This window comes from Dellaglioa sp. CoH-57-MRSF-19 (genome assembly GCF_056781975.1).
The window spans coordinates 56,385-70,714 of record NZ_JBXAXW010000004.1; the positions used below are offsets into that span (position 1 = coordinate 56,385).

Genomic DNA, 14,330 nt, shown 5'->3' on the forward strand with positions numbered 1-14,330 from the left:
TTTATTAATATCTAAGGTAATAAGAATAAAGCTAAAAATACAATTACAATTGCAATAACTAAAAATACAATTGTCCAATTCAAAAATTGGTTTAATTTACTTTTTTTATTTGTTTTTTCTGGTTGTTCTGAAGATGAGCTTCTTGTTGGATGTTCATCTTGGTATTCCTTTTCAACTCGTTGACGTTCTTTTTGTCGAAATTCAGGATCATTCTTTAATTCTTGTAATCTCTGATATTCACTTCTCGATAACTTTTTTTCATCATCCATGTAATTCACCTTTTAATCGTTCAATTTCCCAATGATTAACCGCTAAAATAGTTTTAACATCAGTTATTTCACCAGATTTAATTTTAGCTTGAACCTCATTAAACGTCAATTCGACTACATTTAAAAATTCATCAATATCCTGAGGTAACTCGTTATCTACATTTTCTAATCCAGTCGCATAGAATAGCGTTAAATATTCGTCCGCAAATCCTAATGCTGAATGAAACCCATATATTTCAGCTAAATGTTTAGCTTCATAGCGTGTTTCTTCATTCAGTTCACGTGTTGCAGTCTCGATTAAATTATGATCATCGCCATCAATTTTACCGGCCGGAATTTCTAATGATGTCTTCCTAATAGGTGCTCTCCACTGGTTAACTAGAACAATTTTTTCTTCATCCGTTATTGCTAATATACCTACAGCACCATGATGATGTACGATTTCTCTATTTGATTGTTCACCATTTGGTAGTTTAACCGTCTCATTAACAACTTCTATAACATGTCCTTTGAATATTAATTCTTCTGATAAAACTTTTTCTTCTAAATTCATTTAATTAACCTCGTTATTTTACTTTTCCTAGTTAAAATATTGTTTTAAAAAATGAGTTACTTTCTTTTCATACTCAACTTTATCTTTTGTAAATGACGTAGCATGTTTAGCACCATGTGCAATGAAAATTTCTTTAGGTCCTCTTGTCGCAGCATAATTTTGATAAATCATCTCAGTCGGAACAAATTTATCGTCACTACCATGAATAAATAACACAGGTAACTTATTATGATTTAATTGCTTAATTGAACTTGCTTCATAAAATGAGTAACCTGCTTTAACTTTTGATATCAGACTAGCAATAGGGATAATAGGGATTTTAGGTAACTTATACATCTGTTTCAACTGATAAGTTAACTCATCAGCCACACTTGTATAGCCACAGTCTTCAATAATTGCCTTAACTTGTGAAGGCAATTTTTTCTCTCCACTCAACATCATAACCGTTGCGCCACCCATACTAACACCGAATAGAGTAATTTTTGAATCTGTACCTTTATATTTAATTACTTTATCAAGCCACTGTAAATTATCTTTTCTCTCTAACCAACCATAACCAATATAATCACCTTGACTTTGGCCATGTGCTCTTGCATCTGGTGCAAGAACATTATAGCCTTTGTCATGATAAAAATGAATAAAGCGGACCATTTCTTCTTTCTTTCCCATAAATCCATGAGCAACAAATATTGTTTTATTAGTTTTACTTTCTGCAGGAACATAAATTGCTTTAAGCTTTAAATTATCTTCAGATTTGATCTGCCAATTTAATTTTTTAACTTGTTTTAACCAAGTGTATTCTTTCTTTAACTCAGCACTTTTAGGTTCTGAATTAATAAATTCCTTATTGGTTGGTGTCTCCGCATATTCAAATAAATAATAACTAATGCCAAAAATAACAAAGCCAATTATTATCAGCATTAAACAAATTCCAATGATCCATTTTTTCATTAAATTTCCTCAAGCGTTTCCCTTTATTTTAAATTAAAAAAAGGATAAAAGACAGTCATTTATGTCTTTTACCCCCATAAAATTACATAATACTTAATATAAACTTTAAATAAGCATCCTGTTCATTAGTTGATATCCATTTGGCCTTAGAAAAATCACCATTCAGAGCATCAGCTAACTCAATTGTTATATTCGCAACATTAGTTGCATTACCAATTAGAGACATCCAGTAATTGCCACTCTCATCTTGATGCACAACAGTTTTAACCATACCACCAGGATTTTTTACATTAATTTCAGTTCCAAATGGCACTTTACCTTCACTTAACAGAACAAACATTAAACTTGAAGCAGACATTGCTGTTCCACACGCATTAGTAAACCCAACTCCGCGTTCATAAGTTCTAACAAAAATTGATTTATTATCTAATTTTTCAACAAAACTAACGTTAACACCATCTGGAAAATACGGATTTTCACCGTTTAAATAAGTTGCAATTCTTTCAAGTTCCGGTCCTTGTAACGTTGTATGATCAACAAAAGTAATTAAATGCGGATTTGGTACCGAGACAGCTGAAAACTTTAACGTTTGTGAAAATTCAGGAATAATTTCATCTACCAATGTTTGTCTTTGTAAAAACATTGGTAACGTTTGTGACTCAAAACTAACAGGTGAAATTTCGACATTGTAAGCTGCAACGCCTGCCTGAAGATTTGGTGCTTTCTTAACATCTAAATCAGCATGCATTGTCTCAACTTTAAATTCTGTTTGTCCAAATTTAGTTTCTAAATAGCGCCCAACAGTTCTTAAACCGTTTCCACACATACTAGCCTCTGTACCATCAGCATTGATGACTCTCATTTGACCTAGAACACCATTATGACTTGATTTATCAACGACTAAAATGCCATCTGAGCCACCGTGTAATCCAGATTCTCGATCACACATTTGAATTGCTAAATTCTTTAATTTTTCATCTGATAATGCTGTCTCTAATTTAGTTTGATCTAAAAGAAAAAAATCGTTTTCTGATCCATGTACTTTTACTAATTCCACATTGAACACCTGCTCTCACTATAATTGTATACCTTACATATTACGCTATATTTTTAGGATTGTAATCAATTTGACTCAAAAAAAGGAATAACTCTACGTTATTCCTTTTTTGAAATATTTAATTTTCAAAACCTTCTGTAACTGCCTCTGGATAACCTTGTTCAACAATCGTTGCACAACGATGACAGAGCGTTGGTAACGCAGTATCCTCCCCAACATCAGTCTTAACCATACGACATCTTTGACAAACTTCACCGTTAGCTACTTCAACTTTAACAGCTAAGTTATCAAAATTAGTTGCATCTTCTGGAACATCATCAATAGATAAAATTTCTAAATCAGAAACAATCAATTGTTGACGGATATCCGTATCAAGTACGTTAAGTAATTCTTTATCAGAATCATTCACATATAAAATAACTTTTGCTTCAAATGATTTCCCAATTAATTTTGCATCACGCGCATCTTCCAAAGCCTTTAAGACATATGAACGAATTTTCATGAATGCTTGCCAATTTTCAACAATTTTAATTTCACCATCAAAATGGGCAACTTCTGGCATTTCACTTAATTGAACATATTCTTCTGGTTCTTTCAAATAGTCCCAAACTTCTTCAGTTGTATGTGGCAAGATAGGTGTTAATAACTTAGCCATTGTTGTTACAATCTGGTATAGAACAGTTTGCATTGAGCGTCTTTCAAAACTATCTTCAGCTTCAATATAAACGATATCTTTTGCAATATCTAAATAGAATGCTGATAAGTCATTTGAAATAAATGTAATCACTTTTTTGTAAATTGCTAAGAAATCATATTCAGCATAATCATCCAAAACCTCTTTTGAAAATGTATTTAATTTAATTAACATATACTTATCTGCTGATGCCAATTCATCAAATGCAATTGCATTTTCATTTGGATCAAAGTCAGTTGTATTAGCCAAAATAAATTTAAATGTATTTCTAATCTTACGATATGTTTCAGAGACTTGTTTTAAAATATCCATTGAAACAGCGATATCAGAAGATGTATCTGCTGATGCTGTCCATAATCGGATAATCTCAGCTCCTGATTGTTTAATAACTTTACTTGGTAAAATGATATTCCCAAGCGATTTACTCATCTTATGTCCTTTATCATCAAGTACAAATCCTTGTGACATCAACTGTTTGTATGGTGCAATTCCATTAGTTGCAACGGATGTAATAACACTTGAATTAAACCATCCACGATATTGATCTGAACCTTCCATATATAGATCTGCAGGATACGTTAAATTATCACGTTTACCTAGCACTCCACGATGTGAAGAACCTGAATCAAACCAAACATCCATGATATCTTCTTCTTTTGTAAATTCACCATTAGGACTATGTTCACTTGTAAATCCTTCAGGAAGTAGTGCTTTAGCATCATTTTTGAACCAAATATTTGATCCATTTTTTTCAAACAATTGAGCAACATGTTCAATTGTTTCTGGTGTAATGATAGGTGTCCCATCTTCTGCATAGAAGATAGGTAATGGAACGCCCCAAGCACGTTGACGTGAAATCACCCAATCGCCACGATCTCTAATCATATTGTAAAGACGAACCTTACCCCATTCGTTTTTAAAATCAACTTTTTCAATTTCTTTTAATATATCATCGCGGAACATCTCTACTGATGCAAACCATTGTGCCGTTGCACGGAAAACAACAGGTTTTTTTGTACGCCAATCATGTGGATAACTATGCGTAAAGAATGAAAGTTTAAGTAAATGACCATTCTCTTTCAATTCATCAGTTACTAATGGATTAGCTTTATCATAAAATATCCCTTCAAATCCAGGCGCATCTTCATTCATGACACCTTTTTCATCTAAAACAGATACAACGGGTAATTTATACTTTTGTCCAGCAATAAAATCATCTTCACCATGTCCTGGAGCAGTATGAACAAGTCCTGTACCAGAATCTAAAGTAACATGGTAACCTAGAATAACTAATGATGTACGATCATATAATGGATGTTGCACTGTCATATATTCCATATCGCGACCAGAAAATTCTTTTAATACTTCAACATTTTCCCAATCAAATTCTTCTTTTAAAATATTTAAACGTTCTTCAGCGACAACATATTTTTTCCCATCAGCATTAATTTGGATATATTTATAATCAGGATGTACAGCGACACCATAATTAGCTGGAATTGTCCATGGTGTTGTTGTCCAGATAATCATTTTTGTATCTGTATCTAAAATATCTTTCCCATCAACTACATCAAATGTAATATACATTGATGGTGATTTAATATCGTGGTATTCAATCTCTGCTTCAGCTAATGCTGATTCAGACGATGGTGACCAATAAATTGGTTTTTTACCTTTATAGATGTAACCTTTTTCAGCCATTTCACCAAACATTCTGATTTCTTCAGCTTCAAATTCAGGTTGTAAAGTCATGTATGGGCTATCCCATTCAGCTGCAACGCCTAAACGTTTAAAATCTTCGCGTTGCAAATTAACTTGCTCCAAAGCATATTTTTCACATAATTCACGAAAATCAGCTTTTGACATGGTTTTACGATCAACACCTTGTTTAACCAATTGTTGTTCAATAGGAAGGCCATGAGTATCCCAGCCAGGAACAAAAGGTGATCTGAAGCCCATCATTGATTTTGAACGAACGATAATATCCTTCGTAATCTTATTTAAAGCATGTCCCATATGGATATTACCATTAGCGTATGGAGGTCCATCATGTAAAATGAAACTTGGTTTCTTTTCATTTAACTTTTGTCTTAGTTCATAAACACCGTTTTGTCTCCATGCATCTTCACGCTCTGCTTCTTTAACTGGTAAATTTCCACGCATTGGAAATTCTGTCTTACCTAAGTTTAAGGTTTCTTTCATTTTCATATTATAAACTCCTTTTAAAAGTTATTTTATTTCATTATACACAAAAAGACTCCGTTACAAGGGACGAAGTCTTCGTGTTACCACCCAAATTTAGAAACTTAACATTATATAACGTTAAATTTCACTCAATCATCGTGATAACGGAGATGAAGCCGATTAAACTTACTTGATCATTTCAGTTTAATGAAATCGTTGAGATGATAAATTATATAATACTTATTATCGACCTTCCACTATCATCGACTCGCTAAAAATGTATCATATAATTGTTATTCTCAAATTTATTTATTATCTGGGAAAATGACCATTGTATCTTGATCATTTTGCTCAGAATCTTCATTTGCATCTGATTCAGCAATAATTTCTGTAACAACAATATCGTCATTATTATTAACTGATTCTTTTATTTCTTTGGCTTCACGTTTTTCTTTGTCTTCTTCACGTTTTAAAACGTCTTGAATTTCAGAATATGTGCTTGTCTCGCCTTGTTTTAAAATTTCGTCCCAATCAGAACTTTTAACAACTTCTAATTGTGATTCCATCATAACTTTTAAACGTTGACGGAAAATACGTGCTTGTTTCTTCAAGTCATCAGTCTCAACAGCTAATTTTTTAGCTTTTTCTGAAGCCATATCAATAATATGTTTAGCTTTTTCATTCGCTTCATCAATAATATCATGACCTTGCTTTTGTGATTCTTTATTAATAATTTCAGATTCACGCTTAGCATTAACCTTAACGCGATCAGCAGCTTCTTGAGCAACAATAATTGATTGATTTAAAGAATCTTTTAAATCATTAAAGTATTCTAACTTTTCATTACTAGTTTTAACTTCTTCAGTTAAATTTTCATTTTCTTTTAACGTTATTTCATAATCTTTAATAATTTTATCTAGAAAATCATTAACCTGGTCTTGATCATAGCCTCGTAATTTTACGTTAAATTCTTTATTATGAATATCTAATGGACTTAAAGTCATTTTGCACGTCCTTCAAAATTTATTTTTTTAATATTGATAACTCTAATTTATATTTATCTTTTCTAGTCATACCTGCAATAAAATCTAACTTGATTCGTCCAAAACCACGAATTGACAAAACATCAAACTCTGCTAATTCATAATCAGGCTTATTAATAACTTGCCAATTTAAACTAACTTTTTCAGAATTAACTAAATTTTTGGCGTTTTGTCGAGACATATTATAAACAGCTGATATGACTGAATCGATTCGTAACGATGAAACTAATTCATTTTGCGATTGCCACTCATCTGTGACACTCACCGTTTGTGAAAAAGGAATCTCTTCAAGTGATACCTTAATTTTACCAATACGATCAACTTGACTAATCAAATAATTAGCCATCTTTTTTTCAACAACAACCTGCCATTGCTGACCATCTGTTAAAATATCACCAAGTACTTCTCTATCTAATCCCGCATTAGCCAAAGTTCCCAAAATTTGTCCATGTTTTAAGGTAGCAAATTTTATTGGATACTTAATTTCAATAAGTTGTAAATCAAAATCACTATCTTGAACATCGAAATACGCTGGATAAAAAAGTAATCTTTTTCGTTCAGCTTCTTTCGTGCCACCAAATAATTTTAAACTAATTTCGTCATTTTGGCCTAATAGATAGGTCGCAATATGTGCCTCTCTAGGATTTAAAAAATGAGTTAGAACTGCCCTGTACTCTGATTTAGCTTGCTCGATATAATCTGACAATGTATCAATAATTTCTTTTTCGTCGGACCTGAAATGTTGGTAAATTGTATCATTCATATATCATTAGCCTCCAACATAAAGACGAATCAAAGTAGTCAGAAGTCCCATAACCCCATTTTGGATGAAGCTTAGCGCGATTATCGCAATAATTGGTGAAAAACTAATACCCCCAATTGCCGGGATAAAACGGTCAAAAAATGCAAGGTATGGTTGACAAATTTTACTTAAGAAATGGCCAACCGGCGTATTATAAGCGCCTGGAAACCATGACATTAAAACGTAAATGATAATTGCTAGCTCATAAGCATCAAAAGCCCACGTAATCACTTTAGCTAGAAATGTAATAAACTCAATCATTTGTATACCTCGATTTTTCTTTTATTCGAATTTTTCAAAAATATTATCTGCCATATTTCCTTCAACAGTAAATGAGTTTGGTGTACAAAGAAAAATATTATCGCCAATTCTTTGAATTGTTCCGTTAATAGCAAAAATTGTTCCGGACAAGAAATCAACAATCCGTTTAGATTGAACTTCATCCATTTTTTGAAAATTTACGACGATTGCTTGATTTTGCATTAAATGCGTTGCAATATCCTTAACATCAGAATAAATTCTAGGTTCAAATAAATTAATTTTTTGTGGTTGACTATATTTACCATTTATCGAAACGACTTTATTACTTTGATTCAATGACGAAGTCCGCATAGACTCTTCGGTTTGGTAATCATCATTTTCAAAATCATCTTCTTCAGCTAACCCAAAAAAACGACCAATTTTTTCAAAAGCCATAATATCCGTAACCTCCCCATTGATTCATTTAATTAATCTTTACGTCGTTTTCTGAAAAACGGTGGTGTACTTAAACTATCATCATTATTTGTTGCTAAATCATCAGTTTTGATATCATTCTTAAAGACATCAAAATTTGGTTTTTCAACATTTTCAAATTCTGTTGATTTTTTTTCTTCAGGTTGACTTGATGGGTGCATAATATCCCAATCGTCAAAACGATCTTCTTGCTTTTCAGCTAATGTTGCTTTAGGTGCATCAGTTCTTGGTAATGTTCGTGTACGAACTGTGGCTTTTTTTTCTTCTTTAACATCATCAATACCAGTTGCAATAACTGTTACGACGATTTCATCACCTAGGTCTTCATTAATTGACGTTCCAAAAATAATATTAATTTCATCAGTTGCAGCTTGTGAAATAATTTCAGAAGCTTCTTGCGCTTCGAAAAGACTCATATCAGCACCACCGGTGATATTAAGTAGAACTTGTTTTGCACCATCAATTGAAACTTCGAGTAATGGCGAAGAAATTGCTTTTTTTGTTGCTTCAGCAGTTCTATTTTCACCAGTAGCAGATCCAATTCCCATTAATGCAGTTCCTTGATCAGCCATCACTGTTTTAACATCAGCAAAATCTAAATTAATTAAACCGGGTGATGTAATTAATTCAGAAATACCTTGAACACCTTGACGTAAAACATTATCTGTTTCTTGGAATGCTTCAAGCATCGGTGTCTTCTTGTCAATGATTTCAAGTAAACGGTTATTAGCAATAACAACTAACGTATCAACTTGATCTCTCAGATTAGCTATTCCTTCAGCAGCAAAACGGCTACGTTTAGGTCCTTCAAATGTAAATGGACGTGTTACAATTCCGACTGTTAAAATGCCTTGATCTTTAGCGATTTTAGCTACAACAGGAGCAGCTCCTGTTCCTGTTCCACCACCCATTCCAGCAGTAACGAAAATCATATCAGCGCCATCAATAGCTTCGATAATTGCTTCTTCACTTTCTTGTGCAGCTTTACTACCAATATCTGGAGTTGCACCAGCACCTAATCCACGAGTCAATTTAGGACCCAATTGAATTTTAATTTCTGCCTTTGAGCTTTCCAATGCCTGAACATCAGTATTTAATGCAATAAACTCAACACCTGAAACATTTTCATCAATCATACGATTAACAGCATTACCACCAGCGCCACCGACACCAATTACTTTTATTACTGCGCCTTTATCTTCACTTGAGTCCAAAGAAAATTCCATTACTTACTTCCTCCTATTTAATCGAAAAATTCATTAAAAAAGTTTTTAACTGATTTTAATGGATCCCCTGATGTTTTTGGTTTTCTAGTTTTTTTAACTTTGTTTTTTACTTCTTGCTTCTTAGGTTTTTCGTTGTCTGGTTCAACAATACTATAACTTAATTGATCAATATCAAGTCCCATTGCACTTTTCACTAATAATGTGACTTCATCTTGCTCGACTGCATAATTAATCAATCCTAAGGCTTGTGCAAATGAAGGATAGCGTAATCCCATTTGATCAGGGACGTAGGTTTTAACTTGAACTTGCAAAATTTCTGATGCTAATTCTGTAATTCCTGGTAAAGCTGCAAGACCACCAGTTAAGATAACGCCACCTGGTAATTCTAACGCCTTGATAGCATCTAATGAACTTTTTATTTTATCTAAGATTTGAGAGATTCTTGCTTCAATAATCTCTGCTAAATATTTTTCAGAGATATTGATTGGCTCACTTTGTCCAACAACATCAACTGGGAAAACATCATCTTCTGATGCTAACTCAGAATTAGCAAATCCATAATTGCGTTTCAATTTTTCAGCATTTTCAACAGATGTATTAAGAACCACTGAGATATCTTTCGTGACAAAATCGCCACCCTCTTGGTCCACGTATGTAAATTTCAACTTATGATCATGAATCACTGAAGCAGTCGTTTGACCACCACCGAGATCAATAAGTACAGTACCAAAGTCTCTTTCGCCATCTGACATCGCAACTGATGCAAGTGCTAATGGGTTCACGATTGTTTCTCTGATAGTTAGCCCAGCATTTTCAACACATTTTTTTAAATTATGAATAATTGTTTTTGGGCCAGTATAAACTGATCCATGCATTTCTAATCTCACACCAATCATACCACGAGGATCCTTAATGCCATCAAATCCATCAACTACAAATTCATCAGCAATAATATCAATGATATCTCTTTCTGGTGGTAAATTTTGAACTAATGCTGCACTCGCAACATTCACAACATCTTCATTTGTAATTTCTTTTGATTCATCTGAAACGGCAATCATGCCGTTACAAGGAATAATTTGTAATAAATTAGCAGGAATACCAACATGTACTTCGTGAATCTGAATATTTGCTTTTTCTTCAGCTTGTTTAATAGCTTTTTGTACTGAAATTACAGCCTTATCAATATCGACTACAATTCCCCTATTCAAACCTTGTGAGCGTTCATTACCAATACCAATTACGTTCAATTGACCATTAACGTATTCAGAAACGATAACTTTAATTGATGTCGTACCGATATCTAACCCCACATATATACCTGCGTTACCCATCTGAAAAAGAACCTCCTTACAGCTTGCTTTTAATATTATTTTTTATAAGATATAGTACTCATATTTTACCACATTAAGACCTGATTTAGAAAGGATATCCCATAGGCCATACCAACTTTGTTAACTTTTCTTATTATATGGATAAGAATATGCACCCACTTCTAAATCAACGACACCTTTTTTCTTCATTTTAGATGAGATACTTGGATAGAAAGCCATTTTATCGGCAAAATTATCAATATTAGCAATAATTTTATTTCTGTCATTCATGTATATATATATTCGCTGATTATTCACTTTGGATGGTTGATAATCGATTTCTGATATTCCATTTCTGATTTTCATCGGAATTTTTTTATATTGTTTAACCATTTTTTGCAATATATTTGTTTGATTAAACTTAGAATACGTAGGATAATTCCCCACTGGTTGGTCAAATTTCTTACTTCCAATTGTCCCATTCAAAAATAATTGATAGTATGTTTTATTTTTATAAATATATCCTGCAAGATCATATTCATTAATAGAAAGTTTAACACCATTCCATTTATTATGGCTAACAGTTAGTGACTTCACCTGTGGCAATTCTTTTTTTATATCCTTTAAAATAGCTTTTTTTCTAAAAAACGCGTGGGATAATGGATCATTAATGTGTAAATTACTAGCATTTTCTACTTGTACTTTTGAAACTGTTTTTTCACCTGAAATACTAATATTTTGTATTTTACTTAATGGTGAAATAAAATATAGTGCAATTAAACCAATAATCAGAAACGAACCAATTATAATAATTAATTTTTGTTTTAGGGCATGATGTTGATATTTTTTTAATTTTGGTAATCGGTCACTAATTGTTTTGGGGTTTCCAAAAAAATCGAATCGTTTATTTTTCTTCTTTTTTTTCTCTTGTAAGGCCTCCCAAGGTGTCAATTCAGCTTTTTTTCTTTTTAAGAATTTATTTTTTGACATCTTATTTGGCCTCCTAACTTATTCTTTAATTTTGATTAAATCTTCCATAACCTTAATTAGATTATCTGCAGCATTGGGCACACCCATTTTACGTGAATTATTAGCCATCTGTCTTCTCACATCAGTATTGAGCATCATTTCATCTGAAACCATGACCAATTTTGATCCCGTTAACTTATCCTCAGTAATAAGCTTAGCTGCATTATTATCAACTAGACTCATTGCATTTTTTACTTGATGATTATTTGTAACATAAGGGCTAGGCACCAAAATAGATGGTAATCCAAGTGCAGTTATTTCTGCTATACTTGTTGCACCAGCACGTCCTAAAATGACAGAAATATGGCTTAATAAATTAGGCATATTATTTAAATATGGTTTTATCACAATATTTTTATTTAATTCTATCCCGTTTAAATCATTCATAATTTTATCGTAGTGAACGTTACCTGTAACAAATAAAATTTGATATGGTTTTTTATTTAATTCAGGAATTGCTTCAACCATTGCTTGATTAATTTTCGCAGCTCCTCTTGAACCACCAAAAACTAACATCGTTGGTACATCATCTAATAATCCATATTGCGATAATGCTTCAATTTCTGTTTCATTTACAACCTGTTGTGCGCGGGGATTCCCTGTGAAAACAACTTTTTTCTTAGGAAATTGATCTGCAACTGATTCAAAAGAAATAGCTACTTTATCAACAAAGTGGCTCAAAAATTTATTTGTTACACCTGCAACACTATTTTGTTCATGAACAATAGTTGGAATATGTAATCGAGCAGCAGCATAAACCACTGCACCACATACGTAACCGCCTGTTCCAATAACAATGTCTGGTTTAAATTCTTTAATCATTTTCTTTGCGTCTTTCACACTTTTTAAAAATAGTTGGACTGTCTTAATATTTTCTACTGATAACGATCTTTTAAATCCTTGAATTTTAATTGTTTTAAATGGAATTCCATTATCTGGAACGATTCGGCTCTCAAGTCCTTTTTCAGTCCCAACATATAAAAATTCAGCCGTTGGATCTTTTACTTTTAGCGCTTCAATAAGGGCCAACGCAGGGTAAATATGCCCGCCAGTGCCACCACCAGAAACAATAATTTTCATTTTATTTATCCTCTACTTGCATTAATTTTTCAACCGCTTCAATATATTTGTCACCACGTACTTCAAATGAAGGATATTGATCCCAACTAGCTGCTGCTGGGGATAACAATATAATATCATTGTTATCACTTAATTTATATGCTTCGGGAACAGCTGCAACAACATCAGTGACTTGCTTAATTTGAGTAATACCTGCCGCTTCTCCAGCATTTCGCATTAAATCAGCTGTTTCACCGAAAACAATCATTGCTTTTACATGTGCTTTAAGTACAGGCACCAATTTTTCAAACGTAAATCCTCTATCTAATCCACCAGCTAATAGTATAATTGGATTCGAAAATCCTTTTACAGCCATCTCAGTTGCTTCAATATTAGTTGCCTTTGAATCATTATAGAATTTGCGATTATGCCATGCGCTAACAAACTGTGTACGGTGGCGTACTCCTGTAAATGTCGATAATACTTCTTGAATAGCAGTATTTGTTACACCTTTAATTTTAGCAGTTACGATAGCTGCAAGCGCATTTTCAATATTATGTTCACCAGGAATATTAACTTCATCCGATTTCATAATGAATTCATTCTGATAGTAAATATTTCCGTCTTTTACATAAGCCCCTGTTTCAATTTCATCTAATCTAGAAAATGGCACAATGTTAGCAGAACTTGTTTTAGCTAGTTCACGAAGTTCTTTTAAATCCCAATTGACAACAAGAAAATCACTAGAATCTTGATTTTCAGTTATTCTCATTTTTGCTTTCACATAATTTTCTCGAGTTTTATGGTAATCCGTATGTGCCTCATAAATATTAGTAATAACGGCTATTTCTGGTTTCAATTTATCAATGCCACATAATTGAAAACTTGATAATTCAGCTACAATAATATCATTTTTGGTTACCTTTTTTGCTACGGCAACAGATGGAACACCAATATTTCCAGCGACAAATGCACGTCCTTGCTTTCTTTCTTGATTTAACATCAATGAAATCAGCGTCGTTGTAGTTGTCTTACCATTCGTTCCTGTAACCCCGATCATTGGCGCTTCAGAAATTTCATAAGCAAGCTCTGGTTCTGTAATAATAGGTAAACCTTTTTCCATTGCCTTTTCAATAAGTAAATTTGTATATGGAATTCCAGGGTTTTTTACGACTAACTCAAAATCCTCATCTAGTAAAGAGAGTGGGTGTCCGCCCGTAATCACTTTGATTCCTTCAGCCAAAAGCTCTTTAGCTTCAGGGTTATCATCAATATTTTTATGATCATTCACAGTCACAAATGCGCCTAAATCTTTTAAAAGTTTGGCTGCATTCAAGCCACTCTTTGCTAAACCTACAACTAGAACCTTTTTATTTTGATAATTCGTAATATTTTTCATTCCAATTAAATCTCCC

The 14,330-nt window shown here is 32.7% G+C and carries 14 protein-coding genes; all 14 read right to left on the bottom strand.

Going from position 1 to position 14,330, the window contains the following annotated elements; translation table 11 throughout:
• Nucleotides 1-11: 11 nt before the first annotated feature.
• The 14 genes from AC1RO3_RS05390 to murD all read right to left on the bottom strand — a co-directional run bounded on the left by AC1RO3_RS05390 (nt 12) and on the right by murD (nt 14,314).
• On the bottom strand, nt 12-269 hold the full coding sequence (locus tag AC1RO3_RS05390) for a DUF1328 domain-containing protein (RefSeq protein ID WP_481761689.1): 258 nt from the start codon (nt 267-269) through the stop codon (nt 12-14).
• The gene (locus tag AC1RO3_RS05395) at nt 262-822 is read right to left on the bottom strand and encodes an NUDIX domain-containing protein (RefSeq protein ID WP_481761688.1); all 561 of its coding nucleotides are present in this window, start codon (nt 820-822) and stop codon (nt 262-264) included. The genes AC1RO3_RS05390 and AC1RO3_RS05395 overlap by 8 nt, the downstream gene beginning before the upstream one ends.
• Nucleotides 823-849: 27 nt before the next feature.
• A complete protein-coding gene (locus AC1RO3_RS05400) occupies nt 850-1,773 on the bottom strand; it encodes an alpha/beta hydrolase (protein ID WP_481761687.1) in 924 nt (307 codons plus the stop codon).
• A gap of 82 nt (nt 1,774-1,855) precedes the next feature.
• The gene (gene dapF, locus AC1RO3_RS05405; RefSeq protein WP_481761686.1) at nt 1,856-2,830 is read right to left on the bottom strand and encodes a diaminopimelate epimerase; all 975 of its coding nucleotides are present in this window, start codon (nt 2,828-2,830) and stop codon (nt 1,856-1,858) included.
• Nucleotides 2,831-2,948: 118 nt separating this feature from the next.
• Nucleotides 2,949-5,732 (bottom strand): isoleucine--tRNA ligase, encoded by a 2,784-nt coding sequence (ileS, locus tag AC1RO3_RS05410; protein ID WP_481761685.1) that lies wholly within the window; start codon nt 5,730-5,732, stop codon nt 2,949-2,951.
• Between the two features lie 281 nt (nt 5,733-6,013).
• Nucleotides 6,014-6,712, bottom strand: a complete 699-nt coding sequence (locus AC1RO3_RS05415) for a DivIVA domain-containing protein (RefSeq protein WP_409022377.1) — start codon at nt 6,710-6,712, stop codon at nt 6,014-6,016.
• Nucleotides 6,713-6,731: 19 nt separating this feature from the next.
• Entirely contained in the window at nt 6,732-7,514 is a 783-nt protein-coding gene (locus AC1RO3_RS05420) for a YlmH family RNA-binding protein (RefSeq protein ID WP_481761684.1), read from the bottom strand.
• A 6-nt stretch (nt 7,515-7,520) separates the two neighbouring features.
• Nucleotides 7,521-7,814: a YggT family protein gene (locus AC1RO3_RS05425; RefSeq protein ID WP_409022375.1), complete on the bottom strand. Its 294-nt coding sequence runs from the start codon at nt 7,812-7,814 to the stop codon at nt 7,521-7,523.
• 21 nt (nt 7,815-7,835) lie between these two features.
• Nucleotides 7,836-8,249 (bottom strand): cell division protein SepF, encoded by a 414-nt coding sequence (locus AC1RO3_RS05430; RefSeq protein WP_481761683.1) that lies wholly within the window; start codon nt 8,247-8,249, stop codon nt 7,836-7,838.
• 32 nt (nt 8,250-8,281) lie between these two features.
• Nucleotides 8,282-9,514 carry a cell division protein FtsZ gene (gene ftsZ, locus AC1RO3_RS05435; protein WP_481761682.1) on the bottom strand — a complete coding sequence of 411 codons (1,233 nt, stop codon included), beginning with the start codon at nt 9,512-9,514 and terminating at the stop codon, nt 8,282-8,284.
• A 17-nt stretch (nt 9,515-9,531) separates the two neighbouring features.
• Nucleotides 9,532-10,848 (bottom strand): cell division protein FtsA, encoded by a 1,317-nt coding sequence (gene ftsA / locus AC1RO3_RS05440; protein ID WP_481761681.1) that lies wholly within the window; start codon nt 10,846-10,848, stop codon nt 9,532-9,534.
• Between the two features lie 120 nt (nt 10,849-10,968).
• A complete protein-coding gene (locus tag AC1RO3_RS05445) occupies nt 10,969-11,817 on the bottom strand; it encodes a cell division protein FtsQ/DivIB (protein ID WP_409022371.1) in 849 nt (282 codons plus the stop codon).
• Nucleotides 11,818-11,835: 18 nt separating this feature from the next.
• Nucleotides 11,836-12,936, bottom strand: coding sequence for an undecaprenyldiphospho-muramoylpentapeptide beta-N-acetylglucosaminyltransferase (murG, locus tag AC1RO3_RS05450; protein WP_409022370.1), 1,101 nt, complete (start codon nt 12,934-12,936; stop codon nt 11,836-11,838).
• Between the two features lies 1 nt (nt 12,937).
• On the bottom strand, nt 12,938-14,314 hold the full coding sequence (gene murD / locus AC1RO3_RS05455; RefSeq protein ID WP_481761680.1) for a UDP-N-acetylmuramoyl-L-alanine--D-glutamate ligase: 1,377 nt from the start codon (nt 14,312-14,314) through the stop codon (nt 12,938-12,940).
• Nucleotides 14,315-14,330: the final 16 nt, after the last annotated feature.

Coding starts and splice junctions, on each gene's coding strand:
- AC1RO3_RS05390 (WP_481761689.1), bottom strand. CDS start 269: ATGGATGATGAAAAAAAGTTATCGAGAAGTGAATATCAGAGATTACAA.
- AC1RO3_RS05395 (WP_481761688.1), bottom strand. CDS start 822: ATGAATTTAGAAGAAAAAGTTTTATCAGAAGAATTAATATTCAAAGGA.
- AC1RO3_RS05400 (WP_481761687.1), bottom strand. CDS start 1,773: ATGAAAAAATGGATCATTGGAATTTGTTTAATGCTGATAATAATTGGC.
- ileS (WP_481761685.1), bottom strand. CDS start 5,732: ATGAAAATGAAAGAAACCTTAAACTTAGGTAAGACAGAATTTCCAATG.
- AC1RO3_RS05415 (WP_409022377.1), bottom strand. CDS start 6,712: ATGACTTTAAGTCCATTAGATATTCATAATAAAGAATTTAACGTAAAA.
- AC1RO3_RS05420 (WP_481761684.1), bottom strand. CDS start 7,514: ATGAATGATACAATTTACCAACATTTCAGGTCCGACGAAAAAGAAATT.
- AC1RO3_RS05425 (WP_409022375.1), bottom strand. CDS start 7,814: ATGATTGAGTTTATTACATTTCTAGCTAAAGTGATTACGTGGGCTTTT.
- AC1RO3_RS05430 (WP_481761683.1), bottom strand. CDS start 8,249: ATGGCTTTTGAAAAAATTGGTCGTTTTTTTGGGTTAGCTGAAGAAGAT.
- ftsZ (WP_481761682.1), bottom strand. CDS start 9,514: ATGGAATTTTCTTTGGACTCAAGTGAAGATAAAGGCGCAGTAATAAAA.
- ftsA (WP_481761681.1), bottom strand. CDS start 10,848: ATGGGTAACGCAGGTATATATGTGGGGTTAGATATCGGTACGACATCA.
- AC1RO3_RS05445 (WP_409022371.1), bottom strand. CDS start 11,817: ATGTCAAAAAATAAATTCTTAAAAAGAAAAAAAGCTGAATTGACACCT.
- murG (WP_409022370.1), bottom strand. CDS start 12,936: ATGAAAATTATTGTTTCTGGTGGTGGCACTGGCGGGCATATTTACCCT.
- murD (WP_481761680.1), bottom strand. CDS start 14,314: ATGAAAAATATTACGAATTATCAAAATAAAAAGGTTCTAGTTGTAGGT.